The following is a 26,669-nucleotide window of genomic DNA, read 5'->3' on the forward strand; positions in this document are numbered from 1 at the left end:
TCGATGGCGGGTCTCGGCATCAGCGGAAGTCTTATCAGTCAGGTAAGGAGCATTCAAAATGCGCATGACAGTTCAGGGTGTAGGCCCCGAACCCGCAGTGCGGCTGCGTCCTGCGCGGCGTGAGGATACCCAGGCGATTGCCCGGCTTTTTCTGATGTCCTCGGACCGGCTTGCCGCTTACATCTGGTCGCGCCTGGCAGAACCGGGCGCGGATCTGGTTGCAACCGGCGCTGCACGCTATGCCCGCGAAAACACCGCTTTTTCCTATCAGAACTGCCATCTGGCAGAGGTCGATGGGCAGGTTGCCGGGATGCTGCATGCATTTGAATTGACGGCAAGTGCCGCTGTCGAGACCGACCCAGTCTTGCGGCCCTACGCAGAGCTCGAGGACCCAGGGTCGCTCTATATTGCGGGGCTCGCGGTGTTTCCAGAATATCGTCGCAAAGGGCTGGCGCGCGGCCTGATGGCATTGGCCGACACGCACGCGCAGACACGCGGGTTGTCGCGACAATCGTTGATCTGCTTCAATCGAAACCTCTACGCGCTGAGCCTCTACGCTGACCTGGGGTTTGCCGAAATCGACCGCCGGGCGGTGATCCCGCACCCGTCGCTGCGCTATCAGGATGGGTTCGCGCTTCTGCTCGGGCGGAGCACGGGCATCACAGAGACGTCACCGTTGTGACATGCATGGAAAGGACCAAACAATGCCAACAATCATCAGAACGCCTACGCGCTTGCGCGCTGCAGGCGGCGTTGAGAAATCGATCTTCGAATACCTCGGGCGCATGGGCGGCGAAGACGGGATGTCCGTCGCCCGGATGGAAAGCCCCGCCGGGTGGTCCGAGCCGGGACAGCGGCCCGCATTTCGCGAAGTGACGCTTGTCGTCTCCGGCGCACTGCGCGTCGAAACCGAGCGGGCTGTCGAGGTGTTGCGCGCCGGTGAGGCCATCATCGCCGAGCCCGGCGACTGGGTCAGGTACAGCACCCCAGATGAACCAGCCGAATATCTTGCGGTCTGCACACCCGCCTTTACACCGGAGCGTGTGAACCGCGACTACGACCACGGCGAGACATCTACACCTGCGCGCCCGGCATGAGTATTCCAGCGTTTGAAATTCGCCTTTTCAGAACGTCTGACGCCGACGCGCTTGCGAACATCTACGTTGCGGCCGTGGCGCAACTTGGCCGTGGTCACTATACACCTGCTCAACTGCGGGTCTGGCGGGCGCGGTCTCCATCGGTTGAGGCAATCCGGGACGCTTACCAAGACGGACGGCGAGCATTTGTGGCGGTAAATGAGTATGGGCAGGTGTCGGGATTCTCTGATCTCGAACAAAACGGTCACATTCGATATCTTTATATCAGCCCGCATATGGCGGGACGTGGGATTGCACGCAAGCTGCTGGTAACGCTTGAGGATCAGGCTCGGGCACTTGGCCTGTCCCGTATATTCGCGGAAGCCAGCGAGGTCGCGCTCCCGGTGTTCGAACGGGCGGGGTTTCTGAGTCTGCAGCGTCAGAATTTCGAGATCGACGGGATCGCAATACACAATTACGCCGTCGAAAAACGTATTTTGGATTCCGCGAAACGCCAAAGTGCTAAGGCGACCCGATAAGCGAAATCTAAATACTTGCTCAAATTCGCGGCTATGCCGCCGGACCAACCGCGCAGCCAAGGAGTGAATGGGGCTAAAACGGTCATGAAAGCGATCCAAGAAAGATGCTTTTCCTGCGGCGGTCGGTTCCGTCAAACCGACGGCCCGACACATGCGTATATGTCATCGACGCCGGGATGCTGGGCAACCTATGGCGATTTGCTCGCGCGCGAATATTCAGATCACGATCTGTTTCAGCGCGTGCATCGACTGACCGTCGACAGCTATGCCTTGCAACACCCCGGAGATCCATCGGATGCCCGGGCACGACGGTCTGTCTGGGTGCATTACCTAGCACTGACCCTGAAACTACGAGACCATTGCAGCGATGAAGAGATACTTGCCCGGATGAGAATCCTGGTGCGACGCCAGTTCCCGGTGATCCCTGCGAGGCCAAAATCGTTTGACGTTACCCATGCTGACGTGATGGCGCCCGACCCGGCGGCGCATGCCAAAGCTGTAAGAACATGGGCGGTATGCTCGCTATCAGCGTGGGACTGCCTTGCCGACGGCGCTGAAGGCATCCAGACAGGACGGATCCTGACCTGATCGACGCACTGTCTGTGGTTTTCGCAAAGAAGTTTAAAAGATGCTGGCGGCGCATGAACGACATACTTCGGCAAACCGCTAGGTAGATTTTTGAAGGTCACGACGTCTGATATGGCCTTCCTTTCTGGTCAGATAAGTTTTTTGCAGCAGCAACGCCGCAGGGCCTCCAATGGCTGGCGATGAGCCCGAACTGCCGGATGCTGCTCAACCAACTAATGGGGCAATAGGTCGAACCGAAGACATTACAGAGTTTCAGATCTTCCGATCCTGCTTAAAACAGTGCCAAAAATATCTGACGCAAATTTCGAAAGCGATGCAATCGGACGAACTGTCATGCGTTTCGGCCAGGCAATCATTCAGGGATTGGCGACCCTCCTGTACTTGGCTCTGGAAGATACACGGAGTCAAAAATGCCGCAGCCAGAGAACTCAAAATCTCGCATCAACAGAAACCATGAGAGTATTGCCGCGGTGATCGGTTTCGGCCGGGCCGTGGTCATTCCAGCCGTCTTTGTCCTGAGTTCCGTCGCGGTGGCCCAGTCCGACCAAAGAGCGGCTCAAATTGCTGAGATCAAGTTCATTTACGATGGAACTCCACCTGAGGCGCTGGTTGAATTGGGTCGAACCCTGTTTTTCGACCCAATTCTCTCGGGCAATCGGAACATCTCTTGCGGGACATGTCATCATCCTGCACTCGGGTCCGGTGATGGTCTTGCACTGGGGATCGGTGAAGGCGGCACAGGTGTCGGGCCGGAGCGGCGGACGCAAGATGGCGTGATCGAACGGGTGCCACGCAATGCGCAGCCGCTCTGGAACATCGGAGCGACCGAATATGTTTCGATGTTCCACGATGGCAGGCTGGAGCCGGATCCGCGCGAAACGTTCCCAAGCGGCTTCTGGAGCCCTGCGCGAGAAGACCTGCCATCGGGGCTGGACAGCCTCTTGGCAGCGCAGGCCATGTTTCCGGTCACGTCGCCAACGGAAATGGCTGGCCAGAAGGGCGAGAACGCCGTCGCCACGGCGGTTGCCGAAGATCGGCTTGGCGATGCCTGGGACATTCTGGCAAAGCGTCTTGCAAGCAATCAGGACTATGCCGCGCAATTCGCATCGGCCTTTACAGAAATTGAAGCGCCCGGGGATATATCTTTTGTGCACGTCGCCAACGCGCTGGCCGCGTTTCAGACCGTCGCTTTTCGGTCCGATGAGAGCCCGTTCGATTTGGCGCTTAGGGCCGGCGACATCTCGCATATGTCCGGAACGGAACAAGAGGGGTTCCGGTTGTTCTATGGCAAGGCCGGGTGCGTCACTTGCCACTCCGGCCCTCTTCTGACCGATCATGAATTTCACGCAATCGGAATGCCACAGATCGGGCCTGGAAAGGGCCACGGATCGGACAGCGGGTACTGGCGTGCATCCGGGTTCATGGACCGGCTCGAGGATGAAGGCCGCTATCGGGTGACGTTCGACCCCGAGGACATGTTCGCATTCCGTACGCCGTCCCTGCGCAACGTGGCTTTGACCGGGCCGTGGGGACATGACGGCGCTTTCGACAAGCTCGAAGACGTTGTGCGGCACCATCTTGATCCGCTAATGTCGCTCGCGGCCTATGACCTGGACACGACCCATCTTCCTGCGCTGGATCAGGTGATCGAGCGGACGGGGCAAGGCTCTCAACTTATCTTCAGACCGTTGAACCCGGCCCGACGAGGGGTGTTCGATCTGCGTGATGGATGGGTACAGACATCAAAAGAGCTGACGGCACGGATTTCCGATGAAGTCGAAATCATGCCTGTCGCGCTGACCGATACCGAGGTGAACCAGATTCTGGCATTCCTCGACACATTGACCGACCCGAGCGCCGTTGATCGCGGATACCTTATTCCGGATGTCGTCCCGTCAGGATTGATGCCGCAGCCGTCTCGAGATCGAAAAGGAGATGCGCAATGAATCGCAATATCGGCCTTAGGCTAATTCGCAGATGGTGCAAAATTTACCGGAATATCCAGAAGAACTACTGCTGCCTCAATGTAACTTCACCACAAGTTCAAGCACTTTCCGATCACATTTTGGCGGACATCGGGCTGAACCCGGAAGCTAGGCAGAGTTTTTTTGCCCATCAACACAACACTTGGAAACCGACCTCATGAAGGGAAGAAAACTATGAAACAGAAGCTTTTGACGACGACATGTGCTCTCATCTTAACTGTGGGCACTGCATTAGCGGACCAGTTAAATCTGGAAACTGAACACACTCAATGGGATTCCGGCTTTCCCGTTGGGCCGATCGATGTAGCTCAAAGCGGCGAACCTGATCCGCAACTTGACGCTCGGGAAGAAATGGCTCTGACCTTTATCTTCCACATTGATGAAGATCTCACCGAGCAGGACGTTTTTTATGAAAATGTCCCCGAATCCGGTGAAGTCTGGCGCCCCACGGGCGCGACACGCGACATGGATGTCCCGCTTTACGCGTCAGCGGATCCGGTCAAACATACACCGCTTCAAACCGAAAACACCGGCCCATGGAAAAAGGGAGAGCCCTTGGGGATCACGCTTGGTGAGTGGTTCTCGGCGAAGGGATCAGGAACCTATGTCTGCGAAAACGGCGAGGGCGAGGTCGACATCGTATTCAATAACCTGGTGCCGAACGGTATCTACACCATGTGGCATGATTTTGCGGTCTGGCCTCCGACGGAACCCTTCCTGGGCTTCTATGACCTTCCGTTTGGCGCACGCGATGGGTCCGAAAACACCTTTGTCGCGGACGCCAATGGCTATGCGGTCTTTCAACGGAAAATGACACCCTGCCTGCAGCTTTCGGGTGAGCAGCTGATCTCGGAACTTGCAATCGCCTATCACAGCGACGGGAAGACGTATGGTCATGTTCCGGGCGATTTCGGGTCGGTCAGCCACGTGCAGCTCTACGCGCCGCTGCCCAAACGCACCGGGCTTTAGCATCAGAGGGGTGGTGCTGTCAGGCTGCGCCCCATCGCTTTCAAACGGTGGGATGATATATGGCGTGGGTTATGGAACATGCTACAAATTCAGTTTTTCAGCTGCTGACGGGTATTTCCTGTCTGGCACCTTGTGATCCTCCCCCACTGAACTGGACTGCGCCTATAGTTAGGAAACGGAGGATCAGATATGGGAATCAAGCGACACAAACCAGAAGCGCCAAAGCCAAGAAAGTTCAAAGTACATCTAGTCCTCTGTGCTACCTCGGCTCCGCATATGGATCCAATGTCTGCTATGCGCAACAGATCTTGCCTTCTTGGATCGGGGGACAAGGCACCGTTGCGTATGAACAGTAGACGCAGCAATCGCCTTCGAGCGGCTTAAGGACAGTCTGGCAGGACTTGCATTCATAGAACCACTGACAGGCGTCGGTGGGCATGGTTTCCGTCTCGACATGCCCGCATGACGGACAGGTCAGCGTGGATTCAAAGACTACTTTTGTTTCTTCTGTCGCCATAGCGCGTACCCCGTCAGTATGAGAAAACCTGCCAAGATCGGCAGCAAAACAGCATCGTTGTAGAGAATGCCGAGCAGGCCCGTCAGACCAAGTGCTGTGAGCACAATCGGCAACAACGGCGTGAAACAGCAAAGGGTTGCGAGGATCGTTCCGCCCACTCCAAGTGCCAGTAATTTGTTCTTCATCGCGTCGATCTCCACAAATCCCACATGAACCGTTGTGCTGAGGCTTCCCAATATGGCGATGACAGCGCAACCAAGAAGGCAGTGGTGGCGAGGGATGCCCAGACGATAGCGGATAGCCTACGCCTTGCGCACGCGCCGGGCCATATCACTTGTACCATGCACCACCACGGCTGATGATTGACAGCCCGATTGGCAACACACGGTAAGATGCCGATAACAATGCGACAATTGCAGCGAGTGGCATGACCAAGCAGCAATCATCTGAAGAAAAGTTCCACCAAGTGCTGTATAAGCGAGTGCCTGGGGCGGCACAAAAAATGCGACGGCCTCAAAAAGACCGGTTTGTTTCGTTGACATTTTTACTTTGCAGCATGCGTCTATACCAGAGGTAACAAGTGGAATGCCCATAGGTTTTTAGCTATTAAACCTGAACGGAGTCAGAGAATTTGCAGATGCAAATTTGCTGCAATCCCAATCAGTATTGTCCCGCCCGCCCAAGCCAATCGCTCGCGCACCACCCTTTTGTTGTTGATGACTCTGGCCATCGTGCCGCCCATGCAGGCCACCACCAAATCCGAGGGAATTGCCGTCAGCGGAACCAACACACCCAAAACCAAAAGTTGCATCTGTACGCTACTTTCGGCTGATTGTCCGACACCAGCGTTAATGAAGGGTGGCAGAAACAGCGCGAAGAATAAGACCGTTTTCGGATTGAGTAACTCGACCAATACGCCTTGCCAAACGACCGATGTAAGCGGCCCGTGCTGCACGTTTTCTACACTCAGTGTGGCTTGCGCAGCGGCCTGCGCGTTGCGGATCATGTCCACTCCGAGCCAGACCAGATACGCCGATCCGACATAGCGCAGGGCAACTACAAGCCAGCCTGAGTTTTCGAAAATCGTGGCCAACCCCATTGCGGTAGCGATCGCCAGAAGCACGCCTCCAAGACAAAGACCGAGCGCCGAGGCAAGACCGGCAGCGCGGCTGTGCCCGACACTTCGTGACAGCACATAAAGCATTGAAGGACCCGGTGTCGCGCTTAGCGCCAATCCGGCTAGCGCAACGGAAATCATCGCATCGAGAGATGGCATAGCTTAACTCGAACTCCGGTTCATACGTTTTTCAAATGGGTTCGTGATCGTAATTGTTTCTCTGACGCTGGCTGTAGAAGGATCGCGCAGACAGAGTTTTTTCAAGTACGGAAAGTCCCGTACCAGCATGCTCTCCAGATGAGCGCCAGCCTTGAACGGCTCGTATTTGGGCATTTCGTCCCTACCCACCAATTCGGGAAAGGGACGTATCAATGTGTCATGGTTGGCCGCGACGAAATATGGCATCGAGAACCTTTCAGGACTTAGATTCAGAACGCGATGCGGGGTCGAGCGCAGCAACCCGTTGGTCCAGGCTTCCAGCATGTCGCCGATGTTGACCACGAAGACGTGCGGATCTACCGGAACGTCAATCCATTGATCCCCAGTGGTCATGACCTGAAGGCCGGGATTTCGGGTGTGCAAAAGTGTCAGGCACTCATAATCCGTATGAGCCCCCATGTTGACTGAATTGACATCGGTCAACGCCTTTTTGCGGACGTAGTGCAACAGCCGAAGCTGGGAAACAGGCTTTGTCATGTTGGTGGTCATCGTACCGGATGGCAGTCCCAGATGGAGCTCAAGGGCCGAACATACCAGCCGCCCGAGCGCAGAAATCTGACTGTAGTATGCTGATACCGTCTGTCTGAACCCGGCAAGATCGGGCCAGACATTGGGGCCGAGAACCCTGTTGCCTGCCAGATAGTCCGGATCATCGTGCGGCAGATCCAATCCAAGGTCGAAGGCTTCATAGCTGCGGTCCACCTCGTCGGGGTAGTCACCTTTCTCCGTGAACGGCACATAGCCACGGTGGTTGCTGCTGAGGCCGATGTAGTAGCGACGCTTAACACCATCCGGCAGGTCAAAGAACCGCTCCGCCATCTGGTAGGTGCTCTCAACCAGCGCGAGATCGATGCCGTGGCCAGTGATTCTGAAGAAGCCAATTTCGCGCGCTGAATTACCGATTTCGTCGGCGATCCTCCTGACCTCAGAGGCGCTGCCCCCTCGCAAGCCACGCACATCGATTAGCGGCACGCTGACGTGTGCTTCTGCACGATTTACCATCGGGTTAGTCACCAAAGCCATCACGAAATGACAGCCTCCCTGCTACCGGTTTATGGTTAAGGAATCGTTTTCACCGCTCGTGACGGCCGGAAAATAAAGCTCGAACGTCGACCCCTGTCCGATTTCGCTCTGCACGGCGACGGTGCCTCCCGACTGGCGCATAACTCCCAGAACCATCGATAGGCCCAACCCTGTACCCTCGCCCGGCCTTTTGGTCGTGAAAAATGGGTCGAAGATCTGCGACAAGCGTTCCGCTGCAATTCCGGTGCCGTGATCAGAGACGCTAACTCGTACATATCGTCCCGGCAGCAGTTCCGAGAGGAAGGGCCGCTCCTCCGACAGCATATGGAAGATGTTCTCTGTCGTGATCTTGATGCTGCCACCCTTCGGCATCGCGTCAATGCCATTAAGCGTGAGATTGAGAAGCATATTCTCAATTGCTATGGGGTCAACCGACACCATCCAGAGGTCATTCGCCAGACTTCGCTCAACCCTCTGTGCCAGAGATCGCTCGGAGTTTTCGCAAAACGCCGAGACATATGCGTTCAGATCGAGGGTTTCGGGCGCAAGGCGTGTTCGCTGCGCGAAAGCAAGCATGTCGCGGATCAGCGCCGCACCTCGGGTTGACGCTGTTCTCGCGCCTTGCAGCGTCTCTTGAGACCCTGCGTCGGGCCCTTCAAGTTCGAGCAGCTCCAGGTTCCCAGAGATCACCGTTAGCAGATTGTTGAATTCATGTGCGAACCGACCGGTCAGCCGCCCGACCGCTTCAAGCTTGCGCGCTTCAAAGAGCTTTGCTTCCAAGGCTTTTCTGTTGCTTGTCTCTTGGGTCAGCCGAGTATGTGCAGCGACCAGCTCTTTGTAGCGATCTTGGGAGCGATCGGTTTCCTCCAGTAGCTCCAGCTTTGCTCTCGTCATCGCTGCAACGGTGCTCAAAAGCTCAAGTTCAGGTTCACCAAACGCGGCGACCTCGGGGTGCTCGCTGTCGATGACACCCACGATCCGGCCCGACGAGATAAGGGGCACACAAATCTCTGACCGTGCGGGCTGCGTGTCGGTGATGTAATTCTCATCCTTGACGAGATCGTCCACAATAATTGGTTTGCGGCTCTGTGCCACCTGACCCGTGATGCCGCGCCCGAAAGGAATGACCAGCGGGTTGATAATATCCCGTCCGTAGGGGTTTTTTTCGCCCCAGGCTGAAACCTGAGTCAACTCCGATTGCGCCTCATTGGCCTGATAAATCACGCAGTCCACAAAGCCTAGCTTGCCAACAACATTTTGCGCAACGTACCAGAACAAATCTTCGACACACGGAATTGACATCAGATCAACCGCGAAGGTGTTGAGCGTCCGAAGCATCTGCGCCTCGCTGGCTCGGTTAGTTCTGTTCAGGCTTGATGGTACCGGCTTCAACATGGTGTTGTCCCGTGAAATCACTAATGTGATCAATTTATGCGGTTTTAAACCTTGGGGATAGTTCTATTTTGAGGCTCTCTCTTGGGTTGTATACGCCATACAATTCCGAGCCAGTGTAGTTCATCAAATGAAGTTACTGAGAACAATTCAAGCACTCTGGGTGCTCATTTTGCTCGCGCAAAATCGGGCAGTTTTGCCGGTGGTACAAGCGCTACCAGAAACAAGTTCCTGATCATCACATCCAAGTAGACGTCAAGCTCATGACGTTTAAGGGGAAAACGCAGCGAAAAGGTGCGTCGGTTCCAATACAACGCAATTGACGATGTCACACGTTTCAGGGCGCTTAAGATCTACAACAAGCACACGCAGGCAAATGCCATCGACTTCATTGATCATATCATCGAAAAGTTCCCGTTCCGCATTCGAGATGTTCGCACTGACAATGGCCATGAGCTCTAGGCTAAATTCCATTGGCAAGTTGAAGACAAGGGCATTCGACACGCCTACATCACGCGAGGCACGCCACAGCTTAATGGTAAAGTGGAGCGGTCGCACCGATCTGATCAGCAAGAATTCTATCAGCTCTTGAGCTACAAAGGTGACATCGACCTTGAAGCCAAGCTGGACGAATGGGAGCGGTTCTACAATTTCACCAGCCCATACGGCACGTAAAATGGGCAGCCCTATTACGAAGCTCTCAGAGACAAGCTGCAGTAACGGGATAGTGCTCCACGGGTCAGTCTAGGATTACGCCGCCCCAAGCCGACCGGCAAGTGGCACCTTGACGAGGTGGTGATCTTGATCAAGGGCGAGAAACACTGGCTCTGGCGCGCAGTAGATTCAAATGGCGATGTACTCGATATTCTGGTTCATCCGCGCCGGAATAAGAGCGCAGCCGAGCGCTTCTTCCGCAAGCGGTTTCGGCGTTGGGGCAGGCCCTGTGTACTGGTCACAGACAAGCTTCACTCCTAAGCCGCTGCCAAAGCCGAAGTCGCCCCCGGGATTGAACATCGCCAGCACAAGGGCTTAAGTAATTGAGCTGAAGCCTCGCATCGGCACACACGCCGACGAGAGAAGATCATGGGGCGCTACAAATCACCACGCCATGCGCAACGGTTCCTTTTTAGCCCATGATCAAACCACTGCTCTGTTCCACCCGAAATGCCATCGCCTTTCTGCAACGTCATATCGCCACGCCCGCGCCGATGCTTTCGAACTTTGGCAAAGTATAAACTCGAAGTGACTGTATGATTTCAGTTCAAGACACGCGTTTCGCCAGTTGCTCAACAAACTGAAAAAGCCGTTGAAGCTCATTGCCGACATCTGGCGGCCTTCTTATTTGCCATTGATCTTAGCCGCGCTAACCGACACTTAGAGGTCGATATCAGCGGCTTTCTCGATCAGGCTTTGTGATCCTTCGGAACCGTCAATCTTTGGTCTGGTATCCTCCAGCCCGGCTACTTCGTGCAATAACGCAAGGTCGAGGGACCAGACCACCAGATGTACCCGGCGCTGCTGATCTTCCCCGACCATGGCCCACACAGCCGGCGCGCAGGTCTCGTAGATCAATTGCTCGGCCCCATTATATTGCATTTGAGGTGACCGGAATGCCTTGGCCATGCGGCTGAGGAGCTGGAAATTCGGATCCTGATTGAAGGCTGTCAAATCCGCCCTCAGTTGATCACGCATTTGCGGCATACATCCGGCGCGTGCGCCCCATGTCAACACCTGTGCAGGACGTGGGCCGTAAAGCCCGCCGTCTTCTACAGTCTCAGGGCTGGCACCATATTTGCGCAAGAGCGCGCCCACCAAAGCATCCGTCGTCACCTTGTCCGGTTCAAAAACCCGGTGGCTGCCCACGGCAAGAACTCGATCGGGGTCGCGATCTGGTTCACGCATGACAGCCAGAGCTTCATTTCCGCTTCTGCTGAACAGGAAGTGGCCGTTGTGATAGGCTTGGAACTGGGCCATCGGTCCCAACAGCGCATTGTTGCTGGTCATCTGAAAATTTGCAGGTGCGCCGACATTCTCGACGACCATGGCCTCGGGCAAACGGCGCTGAGCTGATTGCAGCGCCTGTTGCCAATCCATCCCGGGTGTGATCTCAAAGATATCTGAACTGAGCGGCGGTGCGGGTAAATCTTCTGCCACCAGCGTATCCACAATTTCCAGGGCAATGCGCCCAGTCTGTGGATCTTCGCCCAACGTGTAGACCTCCGAACGTGTCACATCGACAAAAACCTGCAAAACCCCGTCGGTGCCACGCTCAATCGCCGCCATGCCGACATCACGGACCACCCGGGCTTCCTGCGTTTGCACAAGCGGTTTGCGGATCGCGCCCCGAACGGTGATCATGGCGGTATCTGTCTGCATCCCGCTCATCTGTTCAGGCGCAATCTTCAATCGGTTCCGGGATGAGATATTGCAATTCACGCTGCCCACCCGGTTCGAGGACGCCAGCGCGGGTGAGCCAAACACGGAGTAGCGTAAGTCGGGCATCTGACGCACTCCTGCCCCACGCACTCGTTGCTGGTATATCTGAAGCATCTGCATATATGCACTATGTTCGCTTTTGTTGAGGTGCATTACCAACTCTGGTGGCACGGTTCTCTCAAAATCGCGGACGGGTGGTGTGAAGGATGACCAGCACTGAAAGCCGCCGTCAATGTAGCCGGAGTGTTGCTGCACAAAGACCTCGTCAGGCAATGCCGCAGCCCGTGCGATACTCCAGTCACGAAAACGCTCAAGCATTGCCTGCACACGTATCGGGTCGATCTGGCTGACACCGGGCGGGAAGAACCAGCCCCATGCGAGCGGATAGCCACTGCCACGTGCCACCTGTTCACGCAGCATCCGATCGTACATCATGCGCGTCCATGTCGCCTCTGAAATATCATCGCTCGCCTCACGGATCATGAGCAGATCAAGGTAGTCGGAATCGAGTGCAATCTGGCTGGGTGCCTGTAACGCGACGCTGGCCAGATCCGTCGCTGCAACAGCACCATCCTGCGCGGCTTCGGGTGTGATCTCGACATAGGCCGCAGGATATCCGGTGCCATCTTCTGCGGCAGAGTAAAACACGATGCGCTCCGGCTCGATGTAGAGTGTGCCGCGCCGACCGTCGAAGTTGGCAATGCTTGGTTTGGCCCAGACAACAAACGGCACCGAATTGCCTCGGTTCCGATCCTGCAAAAGCAGGCTCTTTGCGGTCTCCACATCAACCTGTAGTCGTCCGAACAGCTCTGGCGTGACCAACTGCACAGCGGGACTCTGAATACCGATCTCACCGCGCTGGTATCTGAAATCCAGCCCCTCGACCGGAAACACCTGATTGGGCACATCGTATTCGCCAAGTGATACCTGACCGGTGAGTTTGAGCACTTCAGGCATCGGCAATGAGGCAAGCCGTGCCCGCATATCCTGCTCGACCTGCAGCCGGTCAAATTGCCCGGCAGAACGTACCTCGCTTGAATTCTGCACAAGATGCGCAAGGTAGTCGGGCGTCGCCATCAATTTCAGAGTAGCGGCAACAACCTCGTCGGAAGTGCTGTAGCTGCCACCCCGGACATCGGCCCAGAATTTCACACGCTCGGGGTCCGCGACCGGGCGTTCTGGTCCTCGATATGCGGCCAGGTCAAACTCTTTGACTTTCTGCCCCATGGGGTCGGGATCCGGCGTGCGTTGGTTATAGGCGTGCAGAGAAATCGATTGTGGCTCGATGATCGGCAGAAGCACCTCAGTTTTCCGGTTTTGCTGCCGCTGAATGCGCGCGCCGGTGACGCGGTATCGCGCGACAAGCGTCATCTGCCGATTGCCGGGCCCGAATTTGTTTTCCAGATAAGCAACAAGTTGGCGCGCAGGCTCAAGTGGACTGGGCAGGAAATCGGGCAAACCGCCAAATGCCGGATACTGCCCCTGTGCGGCAATACCCAAGGCGCCGACCCCACTGGAATTGATGGTGAACCCGCCGTTGGAGTGATCATATTCCCCAAGGTTGACGGGAATACGGGCGATGACATCAATGGGAAAATTGGGTAGCCGCGCCCTAACGACCGGCCAGAGCATTTTGTCCACCCGCGCCAGAAGCTCCGCACGCTCGAACTCATCGACGGATTGATCAAACGCAAAGCTGTTGTTCCGCCCGTATTGACCAAAATAATGCGGCGGGATGACGGCATCCCGCTCCTGTTGGGTTGCAAGTTGGAAGAAGACCTCCGCACGAAGTTGATCTTCCAACTGAGCCGGTGCGTTGGCTTTGAGGTTCGCCAATCGCATGAGCTGGGCGGCAGCATTCGCAGACCGACCGCTAGGGTCATAGGACTGCCCCTCAATAACGGCGCCTTGATGCATGCCAATTCCCAATAGCATTGCCACGCCGGCGATACCGTTTTCCGGTGTCGTGGCGAGCTGCGCTAGAAAGACCGCGACCAGCCTGGTGTGATCTATGGTCTGGCCGCGCGCTTGCGGCTTGTCAAATAGCCCGGCAAACCGCACCTGCCCGCGCGCCACTGCCCGCGCGTTTGTCTGCGATGAACCATGTACTTCAATCCCGTCAATCTGTGTGACGACACCAAGGGAAAGCTGCGGCGATTTCTGTTGAATGTAAGCGGCCTGCTCGTTGTTCATCGCCAATTCCGACACATCGAACTGCGAGATAGCCCGTTGCTCAATTGTCGCGACGCCACTGATCATCAGGTTCGCCGCTCCTAATGCCTGACTTTGCCCCCCGCCCTGCACCTTCAATTTTCCACCTTCGTATTGGGCACTCTGCAAAGGGTTGCCCTCGACCCGGCCAATCAGGAACGGACCCGGTGGATTGGCGGAAATGCTGCGGGTCAGATGATCGCGCGCAACGGCCAATTGTCCATCCTGACCCTGCGACTGCCCTTCAAAAACGAGCCGCGCCCAGGCGCGCAGAACACTCTCGTTCTGCAACATTTCCGGCCGCGCCCGGACCACTTCGATGATCAGTTTAACCTGAACTTGTTTGGGGTCCCAGATGACCTGCCCCAACTCTGCCGGCTGCAAGGGTGTCAATGGCACGGACAAGGCTTGCGGTGGTTTGGGTCGTGTCTGCACCGCCACCCGAACCGGCTTGTCGGCCTTGACCACGGTCAGCTTAGAAATCCGCGCGCGTGTCGCCTTGGAAATACAATCGGTGCTCTCGGCGCAATTCTTGCGAAAGTCTGTCCAGGATGTCTGCTCTTTCTCCAATTGTGCCCGCGCTCGCTCATCCAATGTCGCCAGTCGGGTACGGTAAACTGCGTTCATCTCCGTCTCTAAAGCGCGCAGTTCCGGCGCAGAACAAATCGCCACGGCGGTCCCACCTTCCGGAGCATCGCAAAAGTCGAACGCCAGATCAGGTTCAGGTTCTGAGGCCACGTCCCGGTCACACCATGTCACCAGCTGATCGAGAGCCGAGTCCAGATTCTCTAGCGGAATTGAAACCGTCCGGTCGTTACCCAAAACCATGGCTACTTCTTTGGCCTGACGCATCGCTGCAAGAAACGGTAATTTGCGCGGCATGCTGGTTGCCAGCTCTCCGGCGTCAGACATCAAAAAAGGTCCTTCTCCCCGGGCCTGCCCATCCAGCGACAAACCGATGCGCACCACGTCGCCTACCGCCGCCGAAACTTGTTCATCGACAAGGGCACCCGCAATTCGCCAGGTCAGATTGTCCGGATCATACCCTGCATCGGCGCGTGTTCGACATGCGAAACTCATCACGATGCGGTCGTCGGCAAACTCTATAACACCTTCCGGGCCAACCGGCTCCGCGAATTGCCAGTTTTTTGCCGAAGCATTTCCGGCAACACAAAAGAATCCAACAATCAGGACAAAGCGAATAAACGTCATCAAAATGTACTCCAGGATCGTGCCGGAAGCGTCGCTAAATCCCGCAATTCTGTCAATGAAAAGCTCTTCCGGGGGCGGCCGTTGCGTTGTTCGCGCGCCTCCGGCGATCATGCAATTTAACCCGAATAGAAGGGGTTACGATGCGCAAGAATCCACTCAAGGGACACCGCTTCCCAGCCGAGATCATTCTTCTGGCATTGCGATGGTACTGCCGATACCCACTCTCCTATAAAGACGTCCGTGACCTGTTAGCTGAACGCGGTATCTCCGTCGATCCCGCAACGATCAACCGATGGATCATCAAGTTTAGACCAGAAATAGCCAGGCCATGTTTTTCAAGGCGCGGCCCGCGCGGCTTTAGTTGGCACGTAGATGAAACCTATGTTCGTGTTGGGGGAAAGAGGCGATACCTCTGGAAGGCCGTCGATCAGAACGGTAAAGTCATTGATTTTCGCCTGACAGCGCGAATCTACGGACCGATGTCAATCACCACGGATAAAGCTCCAACCTATTCGCGTGTCATCGGCGAAATGAACACCTTTTGCTTTCCGGGAGAAGAAATCATCCACGTGGATAGAAAGTGGCGAAACAATCGCATCGAAAGCGACCACGCGGCGTTGAAGCGCATCACCGATCCGGGTCGAGGCTTCCAGTCGCTGCGAACGGACAAAGCAACGTTGAAAGGCATCGACGCCGTACGCATGATCAAGCGCGGCCATGTTTGTGACCCGCCGACAATTGCCTAGGGCGAAATCCGTCTTCTCACCGAGCTATTTGATCTGGCTACCTAATTTTAATGAAAATCATATAATTCATCTGAGATAGTTCTAACAATGCAACGGTCCCGCGTACGAAAACCAATCAACCAGTTTCAAACGCCGCCGGGAAAAGATCCTGCCAAAACGCGGCAATCGCCTCCGCATTCAGCGCCGACATCCAGCCGTGGTTTTCGAAATCAGCCCGCGCGGCCGGGTCTTCGACTTGCGATAAGAACAGGCGTTTGTCTGCGTCGCGTTGTGTGGGCGAGCGCCCGGCCGCCAGGTCGCGGATTACCCTCAGACGCAGTGCGCGCGCACTGTTGAAGGCCGCAGGTACGGCGGGGGTCTTCCCACCGTAGTCATCCCGCAGCGCCGCCGCGAGGTATTTGGCAGGGCTCTTGACCCCCTCCTGCGACGCCATGTAATCCAACTTTGCGCGCACTGTATCTTCGCCGTGGTGCTGCATCCATTGCCGCGCCAGCCGATCGCTGACGCCCATCTCACGTAACCGCTCATAAACCGGTGCACGTCTGTGCCCTGCCCCGTCGTCCAGATCCAGAATGGCCAATTGTGGGTTCTGGCTAATCGCAAAACGAATATCCACGACCGCCCTGCCCCGCTTGCGCACTTCAGGCGTCACTATGATGTTGCTGGACCGGTTCACCTCCGCGACCGCCGGCTTGATAATCTTGGCGTTGAGATGTTTGTAGACTTCGTAATAAGCGCTGTCATCGACGCCCATGAGTCTGCGGAAGGTCTCCAGCGGCCACCAACCCGTGCTGCCCGTGCGGTGAAACCGGTAGCAGTTCTCATAAAGCGCCAGCGCGTGGCCCGAGGTGAATTTGCGTTGGATGTTGAGATTGATCAACGCAAAGACCTTGGGATCCGCCAGCTTTTCCGCCAAAGCCGGGGAATAGGCATATTCGCAAACACCCCCTTTTAGTTTGGCGTAGCTCAGCAGGCTGGATACACCCCATTCCTGCTGCCCTGCCCCGTCCAACATGTCCCATTCTGCCACCGTTTCCGCCAGACCTCGTAGCGACTGTTTCAGCGTTTCAAAATCATTTGAATTGTAGCCGACCATCAGGCACAGCGTGCGCGCATCCATCTGGAAACTCTGTGCCTGTGTCAGTGTGTCATAGGCATTGAGCAGCAGCACATTGCTCAGCTTGCGTTGAAGCAGCGTCAGCTTCCCGGACACATGGATGGCGGCCACGTGTTTTTTCACCGCCTCGCGCCGCAGGGACCCTGTCAGCCTGTCTTTGGGAATATCGTTCTTCGCCATTTTGCCTCTCATGCCTGAACCTCTGTGGGTTCTTTCTCTCGATTCTACAGCATTAGGCACCCGGCCTCAATCGCATGACGGATACTTTTATCAGTACGTCGCCTTCGGTCCAAAGGAACCCGTTTACAGGAAGGTATGTTGGTACGAGAGGCTTTAGCAGGCTCTAACGTGGTATTTAAGCTCTACGCACCGCGAATCGGTACCTATCAACCCGAATTGTGGTCCCTTCAATCCTGTATTGTGGTACCTTTCGTCCTGTATTCTGGCACTTAAATATACGCAAGACATTGTAAAACATTACATTTTTGATCTTAAAGTTCTTAAAGATTCTATATTTTCTTAAACAGCTGCCGTGCCGTTTCTGATATTTTCCTTTGAAAGGATTCACTTACAACCCGTAATGTGACATAGCTTGAGCAAAGAGTTATAAACAGCATAACATCGGCAGTTCAATATGACATCAATCGGAAAACCTCCCCTACCCCCATATATCGGAATCGAACCCGATCAGGCCGCCTCACGCTTGCCTGACCCTATCCGAACGGCTCGATTCGCGAAAGCCGCAGCCTTCGCCTCACGGGGCCGCGAAGAGTTGGCAAAGGCGGGACATGCCCCGGACGGTCGCAAGCGTTTGCGCAAGTTCTCCACTTGGGAAATCTGCCGCTATCTCATCCCAGTAGCCCCCGCTCATTTCCGCCGTGTGTTGAAGGCCCAGCCAGATCTGCCACAGGGCGTTGGTGAAGGAAATTCAAAGTGGTTTTCGTTGGAAGACGTGATGGTCTTGCGCAATCATTTCGCGACCGAAGGGGCGGCGCATCGTGAATACCGGCCCTATCGCCCTGAGGGGCTGAATGCCAAGGTGATGGCGATTGCTAATTTTAAAGGTGGCGTGGGAAAGACCTCCACCTGTGCGCACCTGGCGATGAGCGCTGCACTTGATGGTTATAAGGTGCTTGTTGTTGATCTCGACAGTCAGGGGTCGCTGACGTCCATTATGGGAGGTGAGGTCGAGGACGAATGGCAGACAGCATTTCCGATTCTGGCGCGGGATTTCGCTCAGCATTTGGAGAGTGAAAACACTGTTCGGGCCGCGCGAGGTGAAGCGCCCCTGCCTCTTGACGAGACCCTGACCGAAGCCCTGACGGTTTCGCCGCGAAACCTCATCCAGACGACCCACTGGCCCAACATTGACCTCATCGGAGCCCAACTGAACCTCTACTGGGCAGAGTTCCAGGTGCCAGTCTGGCGGATGCAAAATCGCAGCTGGCCTCTCTGGGATGCCTTGCTCAACGGGCTTGAGAGCGACGGGATTTTGAAGGATTACGATCTCGTTTTTCTCGATACGCCCCCTGCCCTCGGATATCTTACGATAAATGCTCTTTCGGCCGCTGATATCCTAATTGTCCCACTTGGCGCGTCCTTTCTGGAGTTCGATTCCACTGGTCGTTTTTTCGATATGCTCTACTCGACATTTGCCAGCATCGAGGATGGTGAAAACAGCCAACGCCGCAAGCTGGGGCTCGAGGATGTGCGCTTTGAATGGGACGCCGTTCGGACCCTGATCACGCGCTTCGACGCTAGCCAGCAAACGGACCTCGCCAATGTGATCCAGGCCTATTTCGGGGATCTGATGACGACCTTCCGTCAGGACATGACAGCGATGGTCGGGCAAGCCGGAGAGCAGGTGAATGGGATTTACGAGGCGGACTACCGTGACTTCAACCGTGACACCTATGTCAGGGGCAGAGAAACATTCGACCAGACCTGGGCGGAGATCAAGGAACTGATCATCGGCGCTTGGTGGAAAGATGAGCAGGAGGCAAAAAGTGGCAAAGCGTAGAAAGGTGTCCGCCCCCAGCGCGGAGGATCTGAACCGGATCGATGCAGAGTTTCGCAGCGAAACCCTTACCACAACTCCCGGTGCATTAGCGCCAATTTCACAGGTTTCGGCTGATGCGGCGCGGGCGACCCCTATCTTGCCAGCTGAGACACGTGTCACGCAGGAAAAAGACCGCAAGGATGCCGAGGCGTTGCGGTCTGCGGAGGCCGAGGGCCGGGTGATCCACGACATTCCGATTGACCAGATTCTGGCGGATGCCATCGTGCGCGACCGCACGGTGATTGATCCTGCAGAAATGGAGGAATTGAAATCCTCGATCGCGGCACACGGTCTCAGGCTGCCGGTGGAGGTCTTTGAACGCGTAGGCGAGGCGGATCAACCCTACGGCCTGCTGTCGGGTTACAGGCGGCTCTGGGCGGTGCGCGAGCTGCTGACGCTGACCGGTCAGGCGCAGTACAAAACCATCAAGACATTGATCCGCGATCCAGAGGTCATGGGTGGTAGTTTCGCGGCCATGGTCGAGGAAAACGAAATCCGCGCGCAACTTTCGCATTTTGAGCGAGGGCGGATTGCCGTGGTGGCCGCACAGCATGGCGCATTTGCAACCGTCGAGGAGGCCGTGGCGTCACTCTTCAGCATGGCGAGCAAGGCAAAGCGGTCAAAAATCCGATCGTTCTCCCTTATCTTCGAGGAACTTGGTGACATGCTGGAGTTTCCTGAGAACCTCAAGGAACGCGACGGGCTGCGCTTGTCCGCGGCGCTGCGCAACGGAGCGGAAAGCCAGTTGCGGGACGCGTTGGTTCATGCGCAAGCGGCGACGCCAGACGAAGAATGGCTGGCCTTGGAAGCCGTGATCGACAGGTTCAATTTGAGTATAAAGCCGTCTGACCGGGGTGGCAGGCCCAAAAAATCAGCCCCGAAAACCGGGTGGGTCGGTACGAGTACTGTGCACCTTTCAAGCGGAGTGACGCTGCAGTCGGGCCAGGACAGCCAGGGGCATATAATCCGTATCAAGGGGGATCCGGTCAACTTTGTGCTGATCGAACGCGCCATGGAGCACCTGCAAAACCTCTTTGAAAAAGGGTAGGGCAGGACGCAAGATCGACACAAGAGTTTGCAATTAACCTTGCATTTCTACTATCGCACAGCATAAATGCAAGGTATGATTACCCGAAGTCACGAACATCAAATCACGCAAGCTCTGTCCGAGCAGGCCGGTGTTGTACTTTTAGGCCCGCGCCAGGTCGGCAAGACTACGCTGGCGCAGGACCTCAGCCAGACCCGTGACGCGGTCTATCTTGATATGGAACGCGCCGCGGATCGCCGTATTCTTGAAGAGCCTGATCTCTATCTGGATGAGCAGGCCGGACGGCTGGTGATCATCGACGAGGTGCAGCTGATGCCGGGTCTCTTTGGCGCCCTTCGGGGTCAAATCGACCGGCGGCGCAGGACCGGGCACCGGACCGGGCAGTTTCTGCTGTTGGGATCCGCGTCAAACACATTGCTCCATCAAAGCGCAGAATCGCTGGCGGGGCGTGTGAGCTATCACGAACTGTCGCCGTTTACACTCGCGGAAACCGGGCAGGGGTACTTGCAACAGCTTTGGTTAAGAGGCGGATTCCCGGAGAGTTTTCTGGCCACCTCTGACCGTGTGAGCCAGACATGGCGCGAGGATTTCATCCGGACCTATTTGGAACGTGATATCCCGGCGTTCGGGTTGCGCATCCCGGCGGAGACCCTCCGGCGGTTCTGGACCATGCTGGCCCATGAGCAGGGTGGTTTGCTGAACGCGGCCAAACTGGCGGCGGGCCTGGGCGTGTCGGGGCAGAGCATTGCGCGTTATCTCGATCTTTTGGTCGATCTGATGCTGGTGCGCCGGTTGCCTCCTTGGCATGTGAACGCTGGCAAACGTCTGGTGAAATCGCCCAAGGTGTACATTCGCGACGCCGGTCTGGCGCATGCGCTGCTCGGGCTCGGCACGGTCGAGAATCTTCTGGGCCACCCAGTAGTGGGCGGGTCTTGGGAGGGGTTTTGCATCGAGAACCTGATCGCGGCCGCGCCGCGGGGAACGGAGGCCAGCTTTTACAGGTCTTCCGCAGGGGCCGAAATAGATCTGCTGCTGAGGCTGCCCGGTGGCGCGCTCTGGGCCATTGAGGTCAAACGAAGCACCGCGCCCAAAGTCACCCGGGGGTTCCACATCGCGACTGAGGAACTGGGCGTGGCCAAACGAATTCTGGTTTATGCCGGAGATCGCGAGGTGCCGGGGCAGGGCGGCGTGCGCGCGATGCCGCTGGCGGATGCGATGGCGTTGTTGGCGGGAGAAGAGACGGTGCAGGGTCAAACGACCGGACTGCACTCTCACTGATGGCGGGACGGTTCACATCCACTACGACACCGGCCAGATACACGACAGGCTCATTGCCGTTGGTAGGGCTGATACTCGGTCTGGTGACCACGCCGACACCAGCAATATCAAGTGAGTTGACGCGTGCCAAGGTGCGTTGGCCGCAGCCTAGTCTTTGTTGTCCTGATGTTTGCTGAGGTCAGGTTTTGGCTTTGCGGCTTTGGCGTAGCCTGAAGCTTTCGCCGTTCATTTTCGAGAATGTGGACGTTATGGGTCAGGCTATCCAGAATGGCACTTGTGAGACGTTTCGAACCGAAGACCTCGGTCCCGTCGTCGAATGACAGCTTGGAGGTGATAACGATGGAGCCGCGCTCATAGCGCTGAGAGATGATCTCGTAGAGCACCCTGGCCCCGGTCTTGGAGAGCAGCGCGAAGCCCAGTTCGTCGATGATCAATAGGGCGTGGCTGACCAGCAGCTTTTGGCGGCGCTGTAAGCGCCATTCGTTGGCAGTTTCATCAGTTCGTAGACCAGGGCGGCCGGGGTCGTGAAGCCAACCTTTTGGCTCCATTAGCAAAGTCGCGGGCCGCGTCGATCAACCGATCCAGCTAGCGGGAACCAGCGACGTGGGGAGGGCAGGACGATGGCGTCGTTGTCCTAAGGAGTTCTTCCGTCGCGCTCGACATTGTTCATCGCGTCTTTGGCTGATGAGTGCGATTCCTCGGCTCCTGGGCGTTTGTCTTCGGGGGGATGCTCTATGTTTTGGAGGTGAAATTATTTATGTCCGATAAGGCAAGATTATCGGACATAAAGGGGAAGGGCAGGGCGGGGCGGTTTGGGTAAGGGATTATGTCAAAAAGCGCCGCCATGCACTAGTCTTGTGGCATGACCTATACCCTCGCCAAAATGACAGACAGCTTCGACACACTATCCCGGATGTCGGCCTGGGTCACCTCTGGGCGTGCGGAAACCCCTGAAGATGTTGCTTTTTTGTCGGGCGCGGGGCTGAACCATCTGCATCTTGTGTTGGGCCAGTCAGAGGTCCCCCAGCCCTTGCTGCGGGCGCGATTGGCGCTGCGGGCGGCGGAGGTCTGCGTGGCGCATGCGGGTCGCGTCGAGCGGGCAGGGGAGTTGCGGGATGCGGTGGCATTCCTGCAGCCCGGTGACACCGCAGGTCCGGCGGGGGAAGTTTATCAGTCGTGGCGGCGGGCAGTGGAACGACCGGTGTCAATCAGATCACTAAGCCGGGCGCTGCCAGACGTGGACTCGGAGCAGATTGCGGTTTGGCTTGACGTGGCAGGGCTGGGGGTGCCGGTGGCTCGTGCGGCAGCTGTTGTGTAAGCCGTTCTAACAGATCGGCCCCGCGACCACACCGGGGCGGTGCTCCTCGCCGACGCCACTCTGGCGCAGACGCTCGGGTGGAGCCATGTCGTGCCGCTGCTGGCGATCGGATTCAAGCGCCCCGATCTGCGGAGGAGGGATGAAGAGCTTCGCCTGGCCTGTCACCGGGCTCTTGTCGATGCTGTGCAGGAGGCGTCGCGATTGGCCTCCGACCTGACCCGGCGTGTGGCGCGTTTGCGGGAGGTCGCCCCGAAGCTGCGGGCGCAGGGATCTGACGATGCAGTGGCCCTGTTCCTATCCCATGATGCCCTGCCGCCGATGGCACTGACCTCGTTACGTTCTGATCGGGCTGCACGGCGGTTCTGCGATCGGCTGGTCGATCTTGGCGCGGTGCGCGAGTTGACCGGCCGAGACACCTTCCGGCTCTACGGAGTGTGAGAATGGCAAAAGATCATGTCGAAACCGATCTGGACCGCGAGTTTGAGGACTTGCCGCAAGACTTACGTTGGCGGGAGTGGATGCGCCGGATCGAAGCGGTGCTGTTTGCCAGTGCCTCACCCGTGCCGCGTGACGACCTTGCGCGCGTGGTGGGGCAGGGGGCCTCGGTCGATTTGTTGATTGAAGACCTGATCGCCGATTTGGAAGGACGGTCTTTCGAAGTGGCGCAAACGGCTGGTGGGTGGATGCTGCGGACGCGGGCCACCTACGCCCCGGCAATCCGGACGGCCGCGGATGTGGGCGACCAAGACCTCGATTTGCGCGACTACGATATCGCCGTTCTGGCGGCCATCGCCTATCATCAACCGATCACGCGGGATGGACTCAAGGACATCTTTGGCAAGGAGATCAGCCGGGATTTGATCGGGCGGCTACATGCCCGCGGCCTGATCGGGACGGGGCCGCGGTCGCCCCGGCGCGGGGCACCCTATACGTATGTAACGACGGAACAGTTCCTCGTTGCCTTCGATCTGGAGACGCTCCAGGACTTGCCGGACCGGGAGCAGTTGGAGGATGCGGGGATCACAACTGCTGCGGAGCCTCGAGCCGAGACAACCTAGCAACGGTTCAATCGCGACGCACTTTCAATCGGTCGAAGAGTCAGCCGAGGAGTTTCTCCAGCTCTTCCCTCTGCTCGGCGTGTTTTCTCGGGTTGTCCCGGATCAGTCGCTTCAGGTTGAGAAGCTTCCAACGTACGGCGGGAAGCTCGGAAGCCTGTGGTCGATCTATGGCAGAGAAGTCCGGGGTGCCATCCTGCAAGCTTAGCAGGAACTGTTTAGTGCTTTTATCGAAACGGGATTGAATGTCCGCGATCAGCTGGCTGCGTGTCATCAGGAGGCCATCAAGTTCGACAGGTGATTTGGTCATGCCTTCGAACTCACGGACGTAGGGCTGGTTGAGATCTATGAGATTGGGGTTCAGCAGCTCATGCGCAGGACGTGATGAACAGGCGACGTAGATCAAGAAGGTCCTGAACAGACCGTCCGTCAGGCCTTCGTGCTCATAGAGCAGCTTCACGTCGTAAAGATCGCGCGGGTGCTGGCGATCGACTGCGGCATGTAGCTTGCCGCCAAACAGGTCTTCGAACGAGACGATTTGCATTTCTGCATACCCGAACGCGTTTGCCACCGCCTCGGACACGGAACGGATTTCGGGATCATGGACAACGCCCCGCGTGACCGGCGAGGTTTCGATTTTGATCTCGGCACCTCCCAGACGTACGAGTATGCGTGTGGCACCGCCCCCACCACCCAGAATTCGTTGAGCTCGCGCACCGTTGATGCCTCCTTCGATTGAGGCAGCGATGCGATCCATAGTTTCGTTGATCTCAACGAGGCTTTCAGCACGCTCTTTGATCGGCAGGTAGGTCAGATCGATATCAACCGAGAGGCGCGGCAATTCGCGATAGAACAGGTTGATTGCCGTGCCTCCTTTGAGCGCGAAAATCTCCTCTTTCGCGACATGAGGCAGGACGCGTACCAAAAGAGCGACTTGGGCTTCATAGGTCTGACGTGCCATCTTCGACCTCCGTTCTCACAAACTCCTCCGGCACCATGATGCGATACTGTGGGTGGATCTTCCCGCCCTTGACCAGCGCACGGTCGCCTGCTCCAAGGTCGAAGGCTTTGGGATCGAGGCGTTTGCGCCACGGGTGATTGTGGCGATCCGCAAATACAAAGAAGAGTCGCCGAACCTTGATTTTGGTGCAGCTCAGTAGCAGTGCCGAGAGCAATTTCGGACGCAGCGTTGTCAGGCCCTCAAATATCATGTCGAGGTTGTGAAAGCTCCCATGATCCGGCAGTTCGTCCATGGTTTCTATAACGGCTCGTTCGGGGGCAGACATCTGCAATTGCCACTCCCAAGGAAGGGCATTTTCAGACTTGCCGGTGTTCTCTGCGAGACCAAGTGCCGGATCAGTGAACAGCGATGTTTTGCGTGTCTCGATGGGGGCGTCGAGTGGGAGTTTGCCCAGCCACTTTGGTGTGGCGTCGCCATAAACCCAGACAGGAGCATTTTTGCCAAGACGCAGGTAGTGATCATAGCCCTGTTGAGAAAGCGCAGTGGTGCCACCGATGTGAACCTCGTAGTTCATGATGTGCTGCATTGAGAGCAGGCAGGCATTCCAGGGTATGGTGTTTGATCCTGACGTGTTTGGGACAGGGCGGCGGAAGACGCCGCGGTGAACGCGCTCAAGCCATCCACGTTTCACGTAGTCGCGAAAGGTCTCGTAAGCGACACCTTGGCCAGTGAGCCAGGCGGCATCCACAAGATATCCTGGTGGCACCGCCTCGAGAACTTTCTTCAGGTTTTGCGATCTTCCAGCGCTCATGACGCTTTAGATGCCATTCCTTCAAAGAGATCGCAATAAGAATTCTTTGAAGAATCGATTTCTTCGGTGTTTATAGCGCTGAAAACCGGAACTCAGCAAAAGAGGAGTGGGATCCGAATGTCTGTCAGACATGCGTGATAGTCCGAAAAATCCGATGCCAAGGACGGAAAGCGCAGCCTGAGTTCTCGGCTGTTTCGTTCGCGAAGGCGTCCATGCTCAGGTGTGTGCCACGATCTGCTGCACGACTGGATGCATCCAGGCCGGGACATGTCGGCTTTGCTTTGCCAGCTGCGCCCGGTCCTTCGCATCCAGCATGCGGGCGATCTTCCCGATCACACGATCGTCCACGCGATCCTTGCCGAAATAGCGTAGAGCCTGGAACACAGTGCCCGTCTTTGAACCGGCACCGACCAATGTCTTCGGAGAGGCATTGCGGAACTGGATAACCTGCCGCCCGATCTTCTTGGTTCGTGTAGGCCCGTCGGTCATGTAAGTCGGATTGGACGGGACCTGGGTGGACAGACCCAACTGGTTCGCCGCCATGGAAGGGGAGGGCTGCAGAACCTGATTGTCCTTCCGGGCAACGGCGCGTGCGATGTCGTCAGCAGAAGGTGCCAAGGCACCGAAACGGGAGCTGTGTTTGGGATAGTCGTAGAGCCCACGTGTCAGCCGCCGGATCACGCCCTGATCTGCCAGGCGTGACAGTGCCTGATCCACGCTTGCGCGCGATCCGATGTCGAGGAAGTCCGACGGGGCGAAGATGGTGCCTCGACCCTTTCCAACGATACGTTGCTTGATTTTCGACGTGATCATAGGTCAACCCTATGTCAGAAATTAGGGTATGTTCTTCTGAACATCAAGATGGAGGGATTCCGGCAGGGAGGGCGGAAAGCCGTCATTCGCTGCGCGTTCAAGGCTGCATGCTCAAGGTTTCAAAGCTGACATTCGAAATTCACTTTTTCGATATCCACGCTGTGTCGCGCTCCAAAACC

General features: G+C 56.7%; 22 protein-coding genes and 3 pseudogenes. 14 read left to right on the top strand and 11 right to left on the bottom strand.

Translation table 11 applies throughout. The features are described 5' to 3' along the window. The first annotated feature begins 58 nt into the window (after window positions 1-58). From ACOTTU_RS21310 to ACOTTU_RS21335, 6 genes are all read left to right on the top strand, one after another. Entirely contained in the window at window positions 59-682 is a 624-nt protein-coding gene (locus ACOTTU_RS21310; protein WP_425660976.1) for a GNAT family N-acetyltransferase, read from the top strand. A gap of 22 nt (window positions 683-704) precedes the next feature. Next, window positions 705-1,097 carry a cupin domain-containing protein gene (locus ACOTTU_RS21315; RefSeq protein WP_425660978.1) on the top strand — a complete coding sequence of 131 codons (393 nt, stop codon included), beginning with the start codon at window positions 705-707 and terminating at the stop codon, window positions 1,095-1,097. Next, window positions 1,094-1,615 (top strand): GNAT family N-acetyltransferase, encoded by a 522-nt coding sequence (locus ACOTTU_RS21320; protein WP_425660980.1) that lies wholly within the window; start codon window positions 1,094-1,096, stop codon window positions 1,613-1,615. Before ACOTTU_RS21315 ends, ACOTTU_RS21320 begins: the two co-directional genes overlap by 4 nt. Before the next feature lie 84 nt (window positions 1,616-1,699). Further along, window positions 1,700-2,203, top strand: coding sequence for a DUF5946 family protein (locus ACOTTU_RS21325; RefSeq protein WP_425660982.1), 504 nt, complete (start codon window positions 1,700-1,702; stop codon window positions 2,201-2,203). A gap of 410 nt (window positions 2,204-2,613) precedes the next feature. Further along, window positions 2,614-4,149 carry a cytochrome-c peroxidase gene (locus ACOTTU_RS21330; protein ID WP_425660984.1) on the top strand — a complete coding sequence of 512 codons (1,536 nt, stop codon included), beginning with the start codon at window positions 2,614-2,616 and terminating at the stop codon, window positions 4,147-4,149. A 213-nt stretch (window positions 4,150-4,362) separates the two neighbouring features. Next, complete coding sequence (locus tag ACOTTU_RS21335; RefSeq protein WP_425660986.1) at window positions 4,363-5,157, top strand: hypothetical protein; 795 nt, start codon at window positions 4,363-4,365, stop codon at window positions 5,155-5,157. 292 nt (window positions 5,158-5,449) lie between these two features. Here ACOTTU_RS21335 and ACOTTU_RS21340 read toward each other — a convergent pair whose 3' ends face one another. The 5 genes from ACOTTU_RS21340 to ACOTTU_RS21360 form a co-directional block, all read right to left on the bottom strand. Then, window positions 5,450-5,674 carry a GDCCVxC domain-containing (seleno)protein gene (locus ACOTTU_RS21340; protein WP_298920906.1) on the bottom strand — a complete coding sequence of 75 codons (225 nt, stop codon included), beginning with the start codon at window positions 5,672-5,674 and terminating at the stop codon, window positions 5,450-5,452. Then, the gene (gene merF / locus ACOTTU_RS21345; protein ID WP_425660988.1) at window positions 5,650-5,859 is read right to left on the bottom strand and encodes a mercury resistance system transport protein MerF; all 210 of its coding nucleotides are present in this window, start codon (window positions 5,857-5,859) and stop codon (window positions 5,650-5,652) included. Before merF ends, ACOTTU_RS21340 begins: the two co-directional genes overlap by 25 nt. 437 nt (window positions 5,860-6,296) lie before the next feature. Then, complete coding sequence (locus ACOTTU_RS21350; RefSeq protein ID WP_425660990.1) at window positions 6,297-6,950, bottom strand: LysE family translocator; 654 nt, start codon at window positions 6,948-6,950, stop codon at window positions 6,297-6,299. Between the two features lie 3 nt (window positions 6,951-6,953). Continuing rightward, complete coding sequence (locus tag ACOTTU_RS21355) at window positions 6,954-8,033, bottom strand: isopenicillin N synthase family dioxygenase (RefSeq protein WP_425660992.1); 1,080 nt, start codon at window positions 8,031-8,033, stop codon at window positions 6,954-6,956. Window positions 8,034-8,054: 21 nt separating this feature from the next. After that, a complete protein-coding gene (locus ACOTTU_RS21360; RefSeq protein ID WP_425660994.1) occupies window positions 8,055-9,428 on the bottom strand; it encodes an ATP-binding protein in 1,374 nt (457 codons plus the stop codon). Between the two features lie 206 nt (window positions 9,429-9,634). On the opposite strand from ACOTTU_RS21360, the pseudogene ACOTTU_RS21365 reads away from it, so the two are divergent. Then, a pseudogene (locus ACOTTU_RS21365) lies at window positions 9,635-10,100 on the top strand (integrase core domain-containing protein); the annotation flags it as partial. 81 nt (window positions 10,101-10,181) lie between these two features. Continuing rightward, window positions 10,182-10,671: pseudogene (locus ACOTTU_RS21370) on the top strand (IS6 family transposase); the annotation flags it as partial. A gap of 128 nt (window positions 10,672-10,799) precedes the next feature. Here ACOTTU_RS21370 and ACOTTU_RS21375 read toward each other — a convergent pair. After that, entirely contained in the window at window positions 10,800-15,284 is a 4,485-nt protein-coding gene (locus tag ACOTTU_RS21375; RefSeq protein WP_425660996.1) for a lysozyme inhibitor LprI family protein, read from the bottom strand. 140 nt (window positions 15,285-15,424) lie between these two features. Between ACOTTU_RS21375 and ACOTTU_RS21380 the strand changes: the two genes are divergently transcribed. Then, the gene (locus tag ACOTTU_RS21380) at window positions 15,425-16,030 is read left to right on the top strand and encodes an IS6 family transposase (protein WP_425660998.1); all 606 of its coding nucleotides are present in this window, start codon (window positions 15,425-15,427) and stop codon (window positions 16,028-16,030) included. Window positions 16,031-16,145: 115 nt separating this feature from the next. On the opposite strand, the gene ACOTTU_RS21385 is transcribed toward ACOTTU_RS21380, so the two are convergent. Further along, window positions 16,146-17,327: a replication initiation protein gene (locus ACOTTU_RS21385; RefSeq protein ID WP_298920937.1), complete on the bottom strand. Its 1,182-nt coding sequence runs from the start codon at window positions 17,325-17,327 to the stop codon at window positions 16,146-16,148. Window positions 17,328-17,781: 454 nt separating this feature from the next. Between ACOTTU_RS21385 and ACOTTU_RS21390 the strand changes: the two genes are divergently transcribed. The 3 genes from ACOTTU_RS21390 (at window position 17,782) to ACOTTU_RS21400 (ending at window position 21,532) form a co-directional block, all read left to right on the top strand. Then, a complete protein-coding gene (locus ACOTTU_RS21390; RefSeq protein WP_425661001.1) occupies window positions 17,782-19,167 on the top strand; it encodes an AAA family ATPase in 1,386 nt (461 codons plus the stop codon). Further along, window positions 19,154-20,254, top strand: coding sequence for a ParB/RepB/Spo0J family partition protein (locus ACOTTU_RS21395; protein WP_425661003.1), 1,101 nt, complete (start codon window positions 19,154-19,156; stop codon window positions 20,252-20,254). Before ACOTTU_RS21390 ends, ACOTTU_RS21395 begins: the two co-directional genes overlap by 14 nt. A 66-nt stretch (window positions 20,255-20,320) precedes the next feature. Further along, window positions 20,321-21,532 (top strand): ATP-binding protein, encoded by a 1,212-nt coding sequence (locus ACOTTU_RS21400; RefSeq protein ID WP_425661005.1) that lies wholly within the window; start codon window positions 20,321-20,323, stop codon window positions 21,530-21,532. Between the two features lie 107 nt (window positions 21,533-21,639). On the opposite strand, the gene ACOTTU_RS21405 is transcribed toward ACOTTU_RS21400, so the two are convergent. Beyond that, window positions 21,640-22,080: an ATP-binding protein gene (locus ACOTTU_RS21405; protein ID WP_425661007.1), complete on the bottom strand. Its 441-nt coding sequence runs from the start codon at window positions 22,078-22,080 to the stop codon at window positions 21,640-21,642. Window positions 22,081-22,394: 314 nt separating this feature from the next. On the opposite strand from ACOTTU_RS21405, the pseudogene ACOTTU_RS21410 reads away from it, so the two are divergent. Both ACOTTU_RS21410 and scpB read left to right on the top strand, forming a co-directional pair. Further along, window positions 22,395-23,288 (top strand): annotated as a pseudogene (locus ACOTTU_RS21410) (DUF1403 family protein). 2 nt (window positions 23,289-23,290) lie between these two features. Further along, a complete protein-coding gene (gene scpB, locus ACOTTU_RS21415) occupies window positions 23,291-23,908 on the top strand; it encodes an SMC-Scp complex subunit ScpB (RefSeq protein ID WP_425661009.1) in 618 nt (205 codons plus the stop codon). A 40-nt stretch (window positions 23,909-23,948) separates the two neighbouring features. On the opposite strand, the gene ACOTTU_RS21420 is transcribed toward scpB, so the two are convergent. From ACOTTU_RS21420 to ACOTTU_RS21430, 3 genes are all read right to left on the bottom strand, one after another. After that, window positions 23,949-24,866: a nucleotidyl transferase AbiEii/AbiGii toxin family protein gene (locus tag ACOTTU_RS21420; RefSeq protein WP_425661011.1), complete on the bottom strand. Its 918-nt coding sequence runs from the start codon at window positions 24,864-24,866 to the stop codon at window positions 23,949-23,951. Next, window positions 24,847-25,677, bottom strand: a complete 831-nt coding sequence (locus tag ACOTTU_RS21425; protein WP_425661013.1) for a type IV toxin-antitoxin system AbiEi family antitoxin domain-containing protein — start codon at window positions 25,675-25,677, stop codon at window positions 24,847-24,849. Before ACOTTU_RS21425 ends, ACOTTU_RS21420 begins: the two co-directional genes overlap by 20 nt. 216 nt (window positions 25,678-25,893) lie before the next feature. Next, the gene (locus ACOTTU_RS21430) at window positions 25,894-26,490 is read right to left on the bottom strand and encodes a DUF6088 family protein (RefSeq protein ID WP_425661015.1); all 597 of its coding nucleotides are present in this window, start codon (window positions 26,488-26,490) and stop codon (window positions 25,894-25,896) included. Window positions 26,491-26,669 lie beyond the last annotated feature (179 nt).

This window comes from Roseobacter sp. EG26, from assembly GCF_049830555.1.
Taxonomy (GTDB): domain Bacteria; phylum Pseudomonadota; class Alphaproteobacteria; order Rhodobacterales; family Rhodobacteraceae; genus Roseobacter.